The sequence below is a fragment of the Streptomyces sp. N35 genome, from assembly GCF_016464295.1.
Lineage (GTDB): Bacteria > Actinomycetota > Actinomycetes > Streptomycetales > Streptomycetaceae > Streptomyces.
Map to the genome: position 1 here is coordinate 15,845 of NZ_JAEIMH010000087.1, position 16,614 is coordinate 32,458.

Below are 16,614 nucleotides of genomic sequence, written 5' to 3' on the forward strand. Positions count from 1 at the left end.
CCCCCCCCCCCCCCCCGCCGCCCCCCCCGGGGCCAACCCCAAACCCCCTAACCCCCCCCGGCCCCCCTTTGCACCAAGGGGGCTTAGGGCTGTCTAAGGCGGCTGAGCCGCGGGCCTAAGGCATACGGGCCCCGTAGATGCGGCGTTCTCCCGATGTGGCGGACCCCTCTGGGAAGCGAAAGTTGAGACATCGCAGAGAGCGAGAGGCCGGAAACCGAAACCGGCCGCCGACTCCCAAGGGGAACAAGATGTTCGAGTACGAGATGCAGCAGCTGCGCCAGGCCGACCTCGTCCGCGAGGCCGCTCAGGAGCACCGGGCCAACGAGGCCCGCCGCTTCGGCCGGAATGCGGACAACGACGCCGATGGGCGGGTGAGGCACAGCCCGCGGAGGTTCCGATTCGTACGCGCCGCGTGAGACGCGAGGAATACGCGGATGAACAGGACAGCAGACACCGGCCCCGTCGCCGGCCCGGAGCACGGGGCCGGAGACGGGGCCGCGGCGTCTGACCGTACGGACTGGTCCGCGGCGTCGGTTCGTGCCGACAGGTCCGCGGCGTCCGTTCGTGCCGACAGGTCCGCGGCGTCGGTTCGTGCCGACAGGTCCGCGGCGTCGGTTCGTGCCGACAGGTCCGCGGCGTCCGTTCGTACGGACAGGTCCGTGGCATCAGACCGTACAAACGAGCTGGCCGGGGCCTGGAGGAACGCATCACCGCAGGTGACCGGGGTCATGACCGCGGAGGGTGCCGTGCTGTCGGACCCGCGTGCGATGCTCGGCGCTGTGGAGACCAGGTCCGTCAGTCCGGTGTTCGTCGGCCGCGCAGGTGAATTGACCGTTTTGAACGAAGCGCTCGTCCGCGCCACCGCGGGCGAGCCGCAGGCGTTGCTGCTCGGCGGCGAGGCGGGGGTGGGCAAGACCCGGCTGCTCGAGGAGTTCTGCGCCGCCGCCGCGAAGGACGGCGCGGTCGTGGCGCTGGGCGGCTGCGTCGAAATCGGCGCCGAAGGGCTGCCGTTCGCCCCGTTCTCCGGCGCTTTGCGCTCGCTGCTGCGTCAGCTGCCGGGCGAGATGGCCGCCGCGGCGGCGGGCCAGGAGGAACAACTGGCCAGGCTCCTCCCCGACTTGTCCGATCCGGGACGTGGCGTCCCGGTCCGTGGACAGCAGGGCGAGGAGGAGAGCATGGCCCGCCTCTTCGAACTCACCGTCCGCCTGCTCGAGCGCGTGGCCGCCGAGCGGCCCGTCGTGCTGGTCCTCGAAGACCTCCACTGGGCGGATGCCTCCACGCGCCATCTGCTCACCTATCTCTTCCGTACGCTGCGCAGCGGCCGCCTGGTCGTCATCGCCTCGTACCGCTCCGACGACATCCACCGCCGCCATCCGCTGCGCCCGCTGCTGGCCGAACTCGACCGGCTGCGCACCCTGCGGCGGATCGAGCTCTCCCGGTTCACCCGCGGCGAAGTGCGCCGCCAGCTCGCCGGAATCCTTGCCGCGCAGCCCGAAGAGCCCCTGGTGGAGCGGATATTCGACCGCACCGACGGCAATGCCTTCTTCGTCGAGGAGCTCGCCTGTTCCGACGACGACTGCGACCACGCCCTGCCCGAGACGCTGCGCGATGTCCTCCTCGTACGCGTGGAGGCGCTGCCCGAGCACGCTCAGCGGGTCGTCCGGGTGGTCGCCGAGGGAGGCTCCACGGTCGAGTACGACCTTCTCGCCGCCGTCGCCGGCCTCGGCGAGGACGCGCTGATCGAGGCCCTGCGCGCGGCCGTCGGCGCCAACATCCTGCTCGCCGCACCCGACGGCGACGGCTACCGCTTCCGGCACTCCCTGGTGCGCGAGGCGATCAGCGACGATCTGCTGCCCGGCGAGCGCTCCCGCCTCAACCGCCGTTATGCGGAAGCCCTCGAGGCCGATCCCGCCCTGATCCGCGCCGACGAGCACGCCCCGCGCCTGGCCAGCTACTGGTACTGCGCGAAGGACCCGGCCAAGGCGCTGCCGGCCACGTTGAGCGCCGCTGTCATGGCGCGCCGCCGCTTCGCCTTCTCCGAGCAACTGCGGCTGCTAGAGCGGGCGATGGAGCTCTGGGAACTGGTCGGTGACGAGGTCCGTTCCACGCTGCGGCCCGTCGACTTCACGGAGGCGTACCCGCCCTGTGGCTGCGACCCCGAGACCAAGCCGCTGCAGTACCTGGACCTGATGGCGGAGGCAGCGGTCGCCGGCCGCTTCTGCGGAGAGCGCGAGCGCGCGCTGAAGATCACCAAGCGTGCGCTGCGGCTTCTCGACGAGGACCCTGATCCGCTCCGCGAGGCCTGGTTCTGGAACCAGAAGGGCTGGCTGATGTCCACCCTGGGGCGCAGCGACGGCTGGCCGGAGATCGCCCGCGCCGAGGAGCTCCTGCGCGGTCTCGAACCGTCCGCCGTGCACGCCGAGATCCTCACGCAGCGTGCGACCTGGGGAGCGCTGCACTTCCCGGGACCCGAGACCTTCGTCGCGGCCGAACGGGCCGTGGAGTACGCGCGGATGGTCGGCGCCGAGGACATCGAGACCAACGCCCAACTCACCCTCGGCGGACTCCTGGTGGACTCCGGCCAGGTCGAGGAAGGGCTCGACATGATGCGAACCGTCCACAAGCGCGTCGCGGACGGCCGGCTCACCAAGGACCTCGCCCGGGTGCACACCAATCTTCCGTCCGCGCTCGAAGGTGTCGGCCGTTCGGCCGAGGCGATCGAGTACGGGCGCGAGGGCATCGAGTTCTGCCGCCGCTACGGCCTCGTCGACGCCGAGGCCTGGGTCTGGGCCAACCTCGCCGAGTCCCTGATCAGTTACGGAAAGTGGGACGAGGCGGTCGACGCGGCCGCCCAGGTCGCCACCATCTCCTCCAGCGCGAGGCAGCCACGCACCTCGGCCGGCGAGCGGCTGGCCCGGCTCGCGCTGTACCGAGGCGAGTGGGAGGCCGCAGCCGGCCATCTCGCACACGCCCGAGCCCTCTACGGTCAGCACGACCCTCAGCCCCAGTACACCCTGCCTCTCGTACGCCTCTCCCTGGGCGTCGCGGCCGGAGAGGGCCGCCTCACCGATCTGCGTGCCGAGCTGGCGCAGACCTTGGAGCAGGGGCTCCCGCCGGGCACGCAGCGCTATGCCTGGCCGCTCCTGCTGACCGCGGCGACCGCCGAGGCGGATGCCCGGGGGCTGCCCGCCGCCGAGCCCGGCCGGGCCGAGGCGATCGAGCTGATCCGCCGCGCGGCGAAGGCCGTGGCGACGCCTGTGCCGGTGTGGCGGGCGTACGAGCGGTGGGTACGGGCCGAGCTGCTGCGCGCCGAGGACCGGGCGACGCCCGAGGACTGGGCGGAGGTGGCCGAACCGTTCGAGTCGGTCGAGCGCCCGTACGGCCTGGCCCGCGTCCGGTACCGCCACGCGGAGGCGCTTCTTTCCTCGGGCGCCGACGACGCGGCCCGGGCCCGGGCCACGGATCTGCTGCTCCCGGCCCGGAAGGTGGCGGAGTCCCTGGGCGCGAAACCTCTCGCCGAGGACATAGCCCTGCTCGCCCAGCGAGCCCGCCTCACCCTGACCGGCACCCGGCCGGACCCTGTGCCGGGCCCGGACAACCCCCTGGAAACCCTCGGCCTGACCAGCCGTGAACGCGATGTGCTCGCCCTGGTCGCCGCAGGCCGTACCAACCGCCAGATCGCCGAGTCCCTCTTCATCTCCCCGAAGACGGCCAGCGTCCATGTCTCCAACATCCTGGCGAAGCTGGGCGTGGCGAGCCGCGGGGAGGCGGCGGCGCTGGCGCACCGGCTGCGGTTGTTCTGACCCCCCGGCCCAGGGGTACCCGGAAGTCCCAGCCCGGAGGCGCCAGGAAGACCCGGTCCAAAGGCGCCCGGCAGACCCGGCCGGGGGCGCCCGGCGGACCGGGCCATGACGAAGCGCCGCACGGCGGAGGGGCCGCGAGGAATTTCGGGGCGTCACTCTTCGTTGGCCGGGGAGAGCCCACCCGCGGAGGTGCAGGATGTTCAACCTGATCGAGGAGCTCTTCAACCCCGGCCGCAAGCACACGGACGAGGAACGCAACCGCCTGGCCCTCACCAAGGTGGACATCAACGACGGTGACCCCGGCAAGGGCGAGATCGACCTCAGCTCGGGCAAGGTCGTCATCCGCGTCCCGTCCCAGCCGAAGGAGTAGCCGGCCCGCTCCCCGCTCCCGTCCGCGGCCCGAGCAGTGCGGCGACGAGGCCGGCGCAGAGCACAGCGCGGGCAGGCTCAGCCCGCGGCCGAGGCCGGTGACCGGCGTCCCGACCCGCCCCCCTCTCCCCGCTTACTCCACCTCCACCACCAACACCCGATCATCCCCACCCTCGGGCTCCCCCCGCCCGTCCGTCTCGCTGGTCACCACGTACAGCCGGTTCTCGCCCGCGGCGAGGACCGTGCGCAGGCGCCCGTACTCACCCTCGAAGAAGGACTGAGGCTCCGCGAGTGCCTTCGTGCCGTCCAGGGGGATGCGCCACAGACGTTCGCCGCGCAGGCCCGCCATCCAGATCGAGCCCTCGGCCCAGGCGATGCCGCTGGGGGAGGCGTCGGCGGTCGACCACTGCTCGAGCGGGTTCGCGAACTCCGAGCCCTCGTCGCCCTTGCCCTCCACCTCGGGCCAGCCGTAGTTCTTGCCCGGACCGATCTGGTTCAGCTCGTCCCAGGTGTTCTGGCCGAACTCGGCCGCCCACAGCCGCTGTTCCTTGTCGAAGGCCAGACCCTGCACATTGCGGTGACCCCACGAGTACACGAGCGAGTCCGCCTCCGGATTCCCCGGTGCAGGCTCGCCCTCGGGCGTCATGCGCAGGATCTTGCCGCCGAGCGAGGACTTGTCCTGGGCGAGTCCCGTCTCGCCCGTTTCACCCGTCCCCGCGTACAGCATCTTGTCCGGGCCGAACGCGATCCGCCCGCCGTTGTGAACCGTCCCCTTGGGGATGCCTCGCAACACCGTGTCCGGCGCGCCCAGTTGCTGCCCGGCCGGCTTCTTCTCGTCGTACTGGAAACGCGCGATGCGGTTGTCCGACTCGGTCGTGAAGTACGCGTACACATAGTGGTCCGAGGCGTAGGCGGGGGAGAGGGCGAGCCCCATCAGCCCGCCCTCGCCGGCGGGCGCCACCCCCGGCACCGGTCCGAGCTCGGTCTTCTTCCCGCTCTCCGCGTCGATCCGGGTGATCGTGGCCTCGTCGCGCGAGGAGACGAGCAGGTCTCCCTCCGGCAACGCGGCAAGCCCCCAGGGCGACTTGAGGTCCTCGGTAAGGGTCTTGACCACTTTCGCCGAGCCCTCGGCCGGCGGCAGATCGGGATCTGCGCTGCGCGAAGGCCCACCCGCCTTCCCCGGGCTCGAGGCGGAGTTGCTCTCCTTCGCCGGCGGGTCCTCTCCGTCCCCCGAACAGGCGGAGAGCAGCAGCACGGCGGCGGCCAACACGGCGGGTACTGCGGTTCGTTGCACAGCCGAGGTCCTTTCGACGATCGCGTTCTTACCGTTCATACACCGCTCGCGCCGCCCGGGTTCCCACAACCGGTCCCGAATCCCCGAAGCCGCCGGCGGCCGCCGCGGGGGACCTCCCGCCCTACTCCCAGGACCCCACTCCGGACGGCAGCTCCGCGATCTCCCGCAGATCCCCCTCGCTGAGCCGCACCCCCGCGGCCCCGGCGTTCTCCGCGGCCCAGGCCGCCCGCTTCGTCCCCGGCACCGGCACCACATCCCGGCCCCGGGTGAGCACCCATGCCAGCGCGACCTGTGCGGGCGTGGCCCCGTGCCGCGCGGCGATCCGCCGCAGACCCGCGACGATCGGCTGGTTCGCGGCCATCATCTCGGCGGTGAACCGCGGATGCCTCGCCCGCACATCCTCGGGTTCGAAACCGGAACCGGGTGTCAGCGTCCCCGTGAGAAATCCGTTCCCGAGCGGCATCGCCGCCAGAAATCCCACCCCGCGCGCCGCACACCAAGGCAGCAGCGCGTCGAGCGCCTCCGGCGACCACACCGACAACTCGGCCTCGACCGCGCTCACCGGGAAGACCTGCTGCACCCGCTCCAGTTGGTGGATCGTCGCATCGTGCAGCCGGGACCCGGGCCGCCGCCCGGCCCGTGCCCCCACCGCGCACAGCCCGAGCGAGCGCACCTTGCCGGCGGTCACCAGCTCCGCCATCGCGCCCCAGGTCTCCTCGACGGGCACCTCGGGGTCGGCGCGATGCAGCTGATAGAGGTCGATCACCTCGGTCCCGAGCCGGCGCAGCGAGGCATCGCAGGCCCGTTTCACGTACGAGGGACGGCCGTTGGCGACGATGTGCTGCTCGCCGACCAGGAGCCCCACCTTCGTCGACACGAAGGCCTCCGCCCGCCGCTCCTTCAACACCCGTCCGAGCAGCAGCTCATTGGTGAACGGCCCGTACATATCCGCCGTGTCGAGCAGCGAGACCCCCGCGTCGAGCGCGGTGTGCACGGCCCGCAGCGACTCCTCGCCGTACTGCTGTGAAGCGGTGTACGCCCAGCTCATCGGCATACAGCCGAGCCCGATCGCGCCCACTTCGAGTGCCGCCGCGCCGACCGTCCTGCGCTCCACCTGGCTGTGCCTCCCCTTCGACCGACGGCCCCCAAACTAACCTCCCGCCTCCCGCCCCCACCTCGCGCCCCTGTGCGGATTAGCCTCCTGACCATGACCGCAGACGTATGGCTCCCGTTTCCCGCCGACGACATCGCAGGCCTGCCCGAAGGCCTCGCCTACCACTTCTGGGACGGCGCACCGGACTTCCCGGCCGATCCCGCCGACTGCGCCTTCTACGTGGTCCCCTATATGAAGGGCCCCGAGATCGCCGTACGCCCCATGCCGCGGATGCGGTCGGTGCAGGTCGTGCAGACCCTCTCGGCGGGCGTCGACCACGTACAGGGCGGACTTGGTGATCTGCGCCCCGGCGTACGCCTGTGCAATGCGAGGGGAGTCCACGAGGCCTCCACCGCCGAGCTCACGCTCGCGCTGATCCTCGCCTCGCTGCGCGGAATCCCCGGATTCGTCCAGGGGCAGCAGCAGGAGGAGTGGCGGTCCGGCTTCTATCCCGCGCTCGCCGACAAGTCCGTCCTGATTGTCGGCTACGGCTCGATCGGCGCCGCCATCGAGGACCGGCTCGCGCCCTTCGAGTGCGCGCGGGTGGCGCGCGTCGCGCGCTCCGCCCGCACCACGGAGCGCGGCGTCGTGCATCCGCTCGAGGAACTGCCCCGGCTGCTGCCCGAAGCCGACGTCGTGATCCTCTCCACGCCCCTCACGGAGGCCACCAGGCACCTGGCCGGTGCGGACTTCCTCGCGCGGATGAAGGACGGCGCCCTGCTCGTGAACGTCGCGCGCGGCGGCGTGGTCGACACCAAGGCCCTGCTCACGGAGCTGGAGACGGGCCGTATCCGGGCCGCCGTCGATGTCACCGACCCCGAACCGCTGCCCGCCGGACACCCGTTGTGGCACGCGCCCAACCTGCTGATCAGCCCCCATGTGGGCGGCTCCACCTCGGCGTTCGAACCGCGTGCGAAGCGGCTTCTGGCCGGCCAGCTCACCAAGTTCGCCGCGGGCGAGCCGCTGGACAACGTCGTACTCACCACCGAATAGCGGGCGCACCTGGGGCCTCGCAAGCCCCAGGACCCCCGAACACCCCGCACAGCGGCCGAAGTTCGGACACACTGCACTCAAGTCGTACGGAGCGCCTCCGTCTCGGTACGCTCTGCAACATTTTCCGTGCGTCAGGTCCCCCCAATGCCCCTGGTCGTCACGGAGCGTAGAGGAACTATGTCCCTGAGTGACGAGACTGGTGTATCGTCCCGACTGGGGCTGCGCCGCGCACTGTTCGGCGCCGGGAAACCGCCGGGACAGGACAGGGAATCCGCCCGGAGAGCACAGCGTGTGCCGGAGACGCCGGGGACACACGGAAGGCACCGAACTGCGAGGGGGGCGACGGGCGATGCACGGCCTATGGGCGATCATTCCTACGCGGCGGGACCGCCGACGACGACCCTCGCATGTGCCGACGGGCTGCAGACCGATGAGCCGGACGCCGGATGCGAGCATGCGGCCGCCGCGGCCGACGAGGCCGGTCCGGGCGGCGCGGTGAGCACCCCGGGGGTGCTGATGAACCGCCGTGTCGCGCCGTGCGGCAGGTCGGGACTCGTGTCCCAGCTGGTGCTCGCGGTGATCTGCGCCGGCTATGCGGTCGGCTCCGCCCTCGGCTGGGGATCCGCGCAACTCGCGCTGATCATGGGCGACTTCGGCCTCAGCATCGCCGCGGCCACCGCGGCCGTCTCCTGCTTTCTCTACGGCCGCAGCAGCGAGAGCCGTTTTCGACCCGCCTGGCTCCTGTTCGCGCTCTCGTCCGCGATGGCGGCGCTCGGCAACGCGGTCTGGGGCTGGTACGAGGTGGTGCTCGGCATCGAGGTGCCGAGCCCCAGCATCGCCGATCTGTTCTTCCTCTGCTTCGCGCCGCCCGCGATCGTCGGACTCCTGGTCCTGGCCAAGAGGCCCGTCACGCGCGCCGGTTGGGTCTGCCTCGGCCTGGATTCCTGGCTGATCGGCGGCTCGCTGCTCACCCTGTCCTGGAGCCTGGCGCTCGCGCACAACTCCCAGGTCGACGGCCGCAGCGTCGCGCACGCGGCGCTCAACCTCGCGTACCCCCTGCTCGACATCGTGCTCGTCAGCATGGTGCTCGCGCTGCACTTCCGGCGCTCCTCGGCCAACCGCTCGGCGATCAACACCGCGATCGCCGCCCTCGCGCTGACCGTGATGTGCGACGCGCTGTTCACCTCGCCGCTGCTCAAGCAGACCTACCGCTCGGGCGAGCTGCTCGACGCCGGCTGGTTCGCGGGCTCGCTGCTCCTCGCGTACGCGCCGTGGGTGTCGACCCGGCCGGGGCAGCCCGTCGAGTACCCCCGTGTGGTGCGGCGCAGCAGTCAGCAGCGCGGCATCGGCGGCTCGCTCTCCGCGCTCACGCCCTATCTGGCCGCCGCCGTCTGCACGTTGGGCATCCTCTACAACACCATCGACGGCCGCAGCGTCGACCGCGTGGTGCTCTTCACGGCCTGCACGGTGGTGCTGGCCCTGGTCGTACGCCAGGCCATCATGCTCGTCGACAACATGACGCTCACCCAGGAACTGGCCCAGAAGGAGAACCACTTCCGCTCCCTGGTCCAGGGCTCCAGCGATGTGATCATGATCGCCGCGCCCAGCGGCATACTGCACTACGTCAGCCCGGCCGCCTCGGGCGTCTGGGGGCGCAGCGCGGAGGAGCTCAAGGGCTCGGAGCTGGCCGACCTCATCCATCCCGAGGATCTCGGCCGCGTCGCCCACGAGATCCGCCGCTTCCTCACGGCGAGCCCGCTCGAGGAGCCCACCACCCGGATCGAGTGCCGCTTCAAGTCCGGCTCCGGCGACTGGCTGAACGTGGAATCGACGGTCAACCGCCACCAGGGCGGCGGTCTGCTCTTCAACAGCCGCGACGTGACCGAACGGGTCCGTCTGCAGGCCCAGTTGCAGCACAACGCCGAGCACGACCCGCTCACCGACCTGCCCAACCGCGCGCTGTTCACCAAGCGGGTGGGTCAGGCCCTGCACGGCCGCCGGGCCACCGACCGCGGCACCGCCGTGCTCTTCATCGATCTCGACGGCTTCAAGGCGGTCAACGACCGGCTCGGCCATCAGGCGGGCGACGACCTGCTGGTCCAGGCCGCCCGCCGCCTCGAGGAATCCGTACGACAGGGGGACACCGCGGCCCGTCTCGGCGGCGACGAGTTCGCGGCCCTGATCCTCGGCGACGGCAGCCGCGACAGTGCGGCACGCGAGCGCCATATCCACGAGCTCGCCGACCGCCTCCGGCTCACCCTCTCGCAGCCGTACGAGGTGGACGGCAGCAATGTCCGGGTGGCCGCCTCGATCGGTGTCGCCTTCGCCGAACCGGGCATCACCGCGGGCGATCTGCTGCGCAACGCGGACCTGGCGATGTACCGGGCGAAGGCCGCGGGCAAGGGCCGTGTGGTGATGTTCGCGCCCCAGATGAAGGCCGAGGTCGTCCGCAAGGCCGAGCTGGCCACGCGGCTGCGATCGGCCCTGCACGAGGGCGAGTTCGCGCTCCTGCACCAGCCGGTGGTACGGCTCGACACCGGACGGATCACCGCGGTCGCCGCCCAGGCGCGGTGGCGCAGCGCGCAGGGCATCCTGTTCACCCCGGCCGAGTTCCTCCGGGTCTCCGAGGACAACGACCGCACCGCGGAGCTGGGCCGCTGGCTGCTCGAAGAGGCCGTCGAACAGGCCGCCGAGCGGGGCGCCACCGGGCACGCGGTCCCCGTGGCCGTACGGATCAGCGCGGCCCGGCTGCTCGACCGCTCCATGCCGATGGGGACCGTGGAAGCGCTCCTGACCCGGTACGGGCTGCCTTCGGGTGCGCTGATCATCGAGCTCTCCGACCACGATCCGCGGATCCCGTTCGACGAGCTGGAGCGCCGGCTCACCGCACTGTCCCGGCTCGGTGTCCGGATCGCCCTGGACGGCTTCGGCAACGGGTATGCGGCCATCACCGCACTGCGCCGGCTGCCCGTCGACGTACTGAAACTCGACCGCTCCCTGGTCGAGGGAGTGGTGGAATCGGCCAGACTGCACAAGATCACCAGCGGTCTTCTGAAGATCGCGGGGGACCTGGGACTGCAGTCCGTGGCCGAGGGGGTCGATCTGCCCGAGCAGGTGGTGGCGCTGCGCGCGATGGGCTGTACCCACGGGCAGGGCATGGCCTTCTCCGGCCCCCTCGACGAGTACCGGCTGCGGCGCGCTCTGGCCGCCGGGCACTACCCGTTGCCGCACGGTCCGATCGAGCCCGTGTTCGCAGGGGGGACGGTTGTCCGCTCACATAATGAGACGGCCGTCCCACCCACTTGACAGTGCCAGGGCGCTGGAGAGAGGGTCAGTGCCATGCGCACCCGAATTCTCGTACTTGGACAGCGCGTCGGCTGAAGCTGAGTCGTCAGAAACGCTCAGCGACCGTCACCGACGCGCTCCCCTCGCTTGCCTCCGGGCACGAGGGGTTTTTTGTTGCACAGGCACCGCCAGTAAGTTCGACAAACCTCGCATAACCACCCTCAGCATCGAGAAGAGACGCCGATGACCGAGCAGGCCACCGGGGCCCATCCGCAGCCGCGGCCCCGATCCTCTGGACAGCAGCAGACCGCCCCCGTCGAGCACCTCACGGGCGCGCAGTCCCTTATTCGTTCGCTCGAGGAAGTCGGGGCCGAGGTCGTATTCGGTATCCCTGGCGGCACGATCATGCCCGCCTACGACCCGCTGATGGACTCCACGAAGGTCCGGCACGTCCTCGTCCGCCACGAGCAGGGCGCGGGCCACGCCGCAACGGGTTACGCGCAGGCCACCGGCAAGGTCGGTGTCTGTATGGCGACCTCGGGTCCGGGCGCCACCAACCTGGTGACCGCGATCGCGGACGCCCACATGGACTCGGTGCCCATCGTCGCCATCACCGGTCAGGTCAACTCGAAGAACATCGGCACCGATGCCTTCCAGGAAGCCGACATCGTGGGCATCACCATGCCGATCACGAAGCACAACTTCCTGGTCACCAAGGCCGAGGACATCGCGCACACCATCGCGGAGGCGTTCCACATCGCCTCGACCGGACGCCCCGGCCCCGTCCTCGTCGACATCACCAAGGACGCGCAGCAGGCGAAGACGACCTTCAGCTGGCCGCCGCAGACGGACCTGCCCGGCTACCGCCCGGTGACCAAGCCGCACGCCAAGCAGATCCGCGAGGCCGCGAAGCTGATCAGCCAGGCCAAGCGCCCCGTCCTGTACGTCGGCGGCGGTGTCATCAAGGCCGGCGCGACCGCCGAGCTGAAGGTCCTCGCCGAGCTCACCGGAGCGCCCGTCACCACCACGCTGATGGCGCTCGGCGCATTCCCCGACAGTCACCCGCTGCACGTCGGAATGCCGGGCATGCACGGTGCGGTCACCGCCGTCACCGCGCTGCAGAAGTCGGACCTGCTCATCGCCCTGGGCACCCGGTTCGACGACCGCGTCACGGGCAAGCTGGACAGCTTCGCCCCGTACGCGAAGATCATCCATGCGGACATCGACCCCGCCGAGATCGGCAAGAACCGCGAGGTCGACGTCCCGATCGTGGGCGACGCCCGCGAGGTCATCGCCGATCTCGTCCAGGCGATCCAGGCCGAGCACACCGAGGGCAACTCCGGTGACTACAGCGCCTGGTGGGAGGACCTGAACCGCTGGCGCGAGACCTATCCGCTCAGCTACGACCAGCCCGAGGACGGCTCGCTCGCCCCGCAGCAGGTCATCGAGCGGATCGGCAAGCTCGCCCCGAAGGACACGATCTTCGCCGCGGGCGTGGGCCAGCACCAGATGTGGGCCGCGCACTTCATCGACTACGAGCAGCCCGCGACCTGGCTCAACTCCGGCGGCGCCGGAACCATGGGCTATGCGGTCCCGGCCGCGATGGGTGCGAAGGCCGGCCAGCCGACCCGTACGGTCTGGGCGATCGACGGCGACGGCTGCTTCCAGATGACCAACCAGGAGCTGGTCACCTGCGCGCTGAACAACATCCCGATCAAGGTCGCCATCATCAACAACGGCGCCCTCGGCATGGTCCGCCAGTGGCAGAACCTCTTCTACGACGGCCGCTACTCCAACACCGTCCTGCACGGCGACAAGACGAACCACACCACCGGTTCGCAGGTCGGGGCCAGCGAGGAGCGGAGCAAGGGCACGCGCGTCCCCGACTTCGTGAAGCTCTCCGAGGCCATGGGCTGTGTCGCCTTCCGCTGCGAGGACCCGGCCGACCTCGACGCCGTCATCCAGAAGGCGAACGAGATCAACGACCGTCCCGTCGTGATCGACTTCATCGTCCACGAGGACGCCCAGGTCTGGCCGATGGTCGCCGCCGGCACCTCCAACGACGAGGTCATGGCAGCCCGCGACGTCCGGCCGGACTTCGGCGACGGCGCGGACGACTGAGAACGAGAGACGGAAAAGGAAGACAGACGCCATGTCCAAGCACACGCTCTCCGTCCTCGTGGAGAACACCCCCGGCATCCTCGCCCGGATCGCCGCGCTGTTCTCGCGCCGCGGCTTCAACATCGACTCGCTCGCGGTGGGTGTCACCGAGCACCCCGACATCTCCCGCATCACCATCGTGGTCAACGTCGAGTCCCTGCCGCTCGAACAGGTCACCAAGCAGCTCAACAAGCTCGTCAACGTGCTGAAGATCGTCGAGCTGGAGCCCGGCTCGGCCGTCGCCCGTGAACTCGTTCTGGTGAAGGTGCGCGCCGACAACGAGACCCGCTCGCAGATCGTCGAGATCGTGCAGCTGTTCCGCGCCAAGACCGTGGACGTCTCGCCCGAGGCCGTCACGATCGAGGCCACCGGATCCAGCGACAAGCTGGAGGCCATGCTCAAGATGCTGGAGCCGTTCGGCATCAAGGAGCTCGTCCAGTCCGGCACCATCGCCATCGGCCGCGGCTCGCGCTCCATCACGGACCGCTCGCTGCGCGCGCTCGACCGCAGCGCGTAGGCCCTGTCCGCGAAGACCGGACCGCATCGTAAGACCGTCAGACCCCTTACCCCCCGCCCGCCGTACGGTGGGACGCAACACCAGTACACCGAGGAGATTTCCAGTGGCCGAGCTGTTCTACGACTCCGACGCCGACCTGTCCATCATCCAGGGCCGCAAGGTCGCGGTCATCGGATACGGCAGCCAGGGCCACGCCCACGCGCTGTCCCTGCGTGACTCGGGCGTCGACGTCCGCGTCGGTCTGCACGAGGGCTCCAAGTCCAAGGCCAAGGCCGAGGAAGAGGGCCTGCGCGTGGTGACGCCCGCCGAGGCCGCCGCCGAGGCCGACGTCATCATGATCCTCGTCCCGGACCCGATCCAGGCCAAGGTCTACGAGGAGTCCATCAAGGACAACCTCAAGGACGGCGACGCCCTGTTCTTCGGCCACGGCCTGAACATCCGCTTCGGCTTCATCAAGCCCCCGGCCGGCGTCGACGTCTGCATGGTCGCCCCGAAGGGCCCGGGCCACCTGGTGCGCCGTCAGTTCGAGGAGGGCCGCGGCGTTCCGTGTATCGCGGCCGTCGAGCAGGACGCGACCGGCAAGGCCTTCGCGCTCGCCCTCTCGTACGCGAAGGGCATCGGCGGCACCCGCGCCGGCGTCATCAAGACCACCTTCACCGAGGAGACCGAGACCGACCTGTTCGGTGAGCAGGCCGTGCTCTGCGGTGGCGCCTCCGCGCTGGTCAAGGCGGGCTTCGAGACGCTGGTCGAGGCCGGCTACCAGCCCGAGATCGCGTACTTCGAGTGCCTGCACGAGCTGAAGCTCATCGTCGACCTCATGTACGAGGGCGGCCTGGAGAAGATGCGCTGGTCGATCTCCGAGACCGCCGAGTGGGGCGACTACGTCACCGGCCCGCGGATCATCAACGACCAGACCAAGGTCGAGATGAAGAAGGTCCTCGCGGAGATCCAGGACGGCACCTTCGCCAACAACTGGATGAAGGAGTACCAGGACGGTCTGCCGAAGTACAACGAGTACAAGAAGCAGGACGAGAGCCACCTCCTGGAGACCACCGGCAAGGAGCTGCGCAAGCTCATGAGCTGGGTCGACACCGAGGCGTAAGCCGTACGGCGAAGGGGCCGGACCTCATGGGTCCGGCCCCTTCGTACAAGATCTGGACACGTTCCGAAGGGAACTGGACACGCTGTCCAGCCACGTCCGAGTGATCCTTACGCTCTGGCGGATTTGGGGACCAAAGTCCCCACTACACTGCTCAACTACATACGCGTCAGGCCCACAGCGTCGTGCGTCTTCCACGCGGCTCATCCACCGCCTGCGGCCACGGGACGGCCGCCTGCACTGGAACATGCGAGGACTCACGTGAGCACTGCTGCCACCGGCAAACCTGTCGTACTCATCGCTGAAGAGCTGTCGCCCGCGACCGTCGACGCGCTCGGTCCGGACTTCGAGATCCGCCACTGCAACGGCGCGGACCGGGCCGAACTGCTGCCCGCCATCGCCGAGGTCGACGCGATCCTCATCCGCTCGGCCACCAAGGTCGACGCCGAGGCGATCGCCGCCGCCAAGAAGCTGAAGGTCGTCGCCCGCGCCGGCGTCGGTCTGGACAACGTCGATGTCTCGTCCGCCACGAAGGCCGGCGTGATGGTCGTCAACGCGCCGACGTCCAATATCGTCACCGCCGCCGAGCTCGCCTGCGGCCTGCTCGTCGCCACCGCGCGCAACATCCCGCAGGCCAACACCGCGCTCAAGAACGGTGAGTGGAAGCGCTCGAAGTACACCGGCGTCGAGCTCAGCGAGAAGACCCTCGGTGTCGTCGGCCTCGGCCGTATCGGCGTCCTGGTCGCCCAGCGCATGTCGGCCTTCGGCATGAAGGTCGTCGCGTACGACCCGTATGTCCAGCCCGCGCGCGCCGCGCAGATGGGCGTGAAGCTCCTGACCCTCGACGAGCTGCTCGAGGTCGCCGACTTCATCACCGTGCACCTGCCCAAGACCCCCGAGACCCTCGGTCTCATCGGCGACGAGGCGCTGCACAAGGTCAAGCCTTCGGTGCGCATCGTGAACGCCGCGCGCGGCGGGATCGTCGACGAGACCGCGCTGTACTCGGCGCTCAAGGAAGGCCGCGTCGCCGGCGCCGGTCTCGACGTGTACGCGAAGGAGCCCTGCACGGACTCCCCGCTCTTCGAGCTCGACCAGGTCGTCTGCACCCCGCACCTCGGCGCCTCCACGGACGAGGCGCAGGAGAAGGCCGGTATCGCCGTCGCCAAGTCGGTGCGCCTCGCGCTTGCCGGCGAGCTGGTGCCGGACGCGGTCAACGTCCAGGGCGGGGTCATCGCCGAGGACGTACGCCCGGGTCTGCCGCTCGCCGAGAAGCTCGGCCGGATCTTCACCGCGCTCGCCGGCGAGGTGGCCGTCCGCCTCGACGTCGAGGTCTACGGCGAGATCACGCAGCACGACGTCAAGGTGCTCGAACTCTCCGCGCTCAAGGGCGTGTTCGAGGACGTCGTCGACGAGACGGTGTCCTACGTGAACGCGCCGCTGTTCGCGCAGGAGCGCGGTGTCGAGGTGCGCCTGACCACGTCGTCCGAGTCGCCCGACCACCGCAATGTGGTCACCGTGCGCGGCACGCTCTCGGGTGGCGACGAGGTGGCCGTGTCCGGCACCCTCGCCGGTCCCAAGCACCACCAGAAGATCGTCGGCATCGGTGAGCACGAGATCGAGCTGGCCCTCGCGGACCACATGGTCGTGCTGCGCTACGCGGACCGTCCGGGTGTCGTCGGCACGGTCGGCCGCGTGCTCGGCGAGGCCGGGCTCAACATCGCGGGTATGCAGGTCTCGCGCGCCGAGGAGGGCGGCGAGGCGCTCGCCGTCCTGAGCGTGGACGACACGGTGCCGCAGAACGTCCTCACCGAGGTCGCCGAGGAGATCGGCGCGACGTCGGCGCGGTCCGTCAACCTCACCTGATCGCTTTCCTGTAGCGCACGAGGGGGGGTTCACCCACCCGGGGACCGGCCCCCCGCGCCGCGCCCGGGTCCTTCAGGG

The 16,614-nt window shown here is 70.2% G+C and carries 11 protein-coding genes; 9 read left to right on the forward strand and 2 right to left on the reverse strand.

Annotation, left to right across the window (positions count from 1 at the left end; all coding sequences use genetic code 11):
* Nucleotides 1-248: 248 nt before the first annotated feature.
* The 3 genes from JAO81_RS34055 to JAO81_RS34065 all read left to right on the forward strand — a co-directional run bounded on the left by JAO81_RS34055 (nucleotide 249) and on the right by JAO81_RS34065 (nucleotide 4,173).
* Nucleotides 249-416, forward strand: a complete 168-nt coding sequence (locus tag JAO81_RS34055) for a hypothetical protein (RefSeq protein ID WP_199551846.1) — start codon at nucleotides 249-251, stop codon at nucleotides 414-416.
* Nucleotides 417-728: 312 nt separating this feature from the next.
* Complete coding sequence (locus JAO81_RS34060; protein WP_233416319.1) at nucleotides 729-3,803, forward strand: LuxR family transcriptional regulator; 3,075 nt, start codon at nucleotides 729-731, stop codon at nucleotides 3,801-3,803.
* A 196-nt stretch (nucleotides 3,804-3,999) separates the two neighbouring features.
* Nucleotides 4,000-4,173 carry a DUF6191 domain-containing protein gene (locus JAO81_RS34065; RefSeq protein ID WP_165335815.1) on the forward strand — a complete coding sequence of 58 codons (174 nt, stop codon included), beginning with the start codon at nucleotides 4,000-4,002 and terminating at the stop codon, nucleotides 4,171-4,173.
* 132 nt (nucleotides 4,174-4,305) lie between these two features.
* Here JAO81_RS34065 and JAO81_RS34070 read toward each other — a convergent pair whose 3' ends face one another.
* Together JAO81_RS34070 and JAO81_RS34075 are read right to left on the reverse strand one after the other, a co-directional pair.
* The gene (locus tag JAO81_RS34070; protein WP_199551847.1) at nucleotides 4,306-5,505 is read right to left on the reverse strand and encodes a sorbosone dehydrogenase family protein; all 1,200 of its coding nucleotides are present in this window, start codon (nucleotides 5,503-5,505) and stop codon (nucleotides 4,306-4,308) included.
* Nucleotides 5,506-5,587: 82 nt separating this feature from the next.
* Nucleotides 5,588-6,580, reverse strand: coding sequence for an aldo/keto reductase (locus JAO81_RS34075; protein ID WP_199551848.1), 993 nt, complete (start codon nucleotides 6,578-6,580; stop codon nucleotides 5,588-5,590).
* 93 nt (nucleotides 6,581-6,673) lie between these two features.
* Here JAO81_RS34075 and JAO81_RS34080 point away from each other — a divergent pair, with 93 nt between their 5' ends.
* The 6 genes from JAO81_RS34080 to serA all read left to right on the forward strand — a co-directional run bounded on the left by JAO81_RS34080 (nucleotide 6,674) and on the right by serA (nucleotide 16,536).
* Nucleotides 6,674-7,612 (forward strand): 2-hydroxyacid dehydrogenase, encoded by a 939-nt coding sequence (locus JAO81_RS34080; RefSeq protein WP_199551849.1) that lies wholly within the window; start codon nucleotides 6,674-6,676, stop codon nucleotides 7,610-7,612.
* A 516-nt stretch (nucleotides 7,613-8,128) separates the two neighbouring features.
* Nucleotides 8,129-10,918: a bifunctional diguanylate cyclase/phosphodiesterase gene (locus tag JAO81_RS34085; protein ID WP_199551858.1), complete on the forward strand. Its 2,790-nt coding sequence runs from the start codon at nucleotides 8,129-8,131 to the stop codon at nucleotides 10,916-10,918.
* 222 nt (nucleotides 10,919-11,140) lie between these two features.
* Nucleotides 11,141-13,018: an acetolactate synthase large subunit gene (locus JAO81_RS34090; protein WP_199551850.1), complete on the forward strand. Its 1,878-nt coding sequence runs from the start codon at nucleotides 11,141-11,143 to the stop codon at nucleotides 13,016-13,018.
* Nucleotides 13,019-13,049: 31 nt separating this feature from the next.
* Nucleotides 13,050-13,574: an acetolactate synthase small subunit gene (gene ilvN, locus JAO81_RS34095; protein ID WP_052579664.1), complete on the forward strand. Its 525-nt coding sequence runs from the start codon at nucleotides 13,050-13,052 to the stop codon at nucleotides 13,572-13,574.
* A gap of 103 nt (nucleotides 13,575-13,677) precedes the next feature.
* Nucleotides 13,678-14,676, forward strand: coding sequence for a ketol-acid reductoisomerase (gene ilvC, locus JAO81_RS34100; protein WP_199551851.1), 999 nt, complete (start codon nucleotides 13,678-13,680; stop codon nucleotides 14,674-14,676).
* 258 nt (nucleotides 14,677-14,934) lie between these two features.
* Entirely contained in the window at nucleotides 14,935-16,536 is a 1,602-nt protein-coding gene (gene serA / locus JAO81_RS34105; RefSeq protein ID WP_199551852.1) for a phosphoglycerate dehydrogenase, read from the forward strand.
* Nucleotides 16,537-16,614 lie beyond the last annotated feature (78 nt).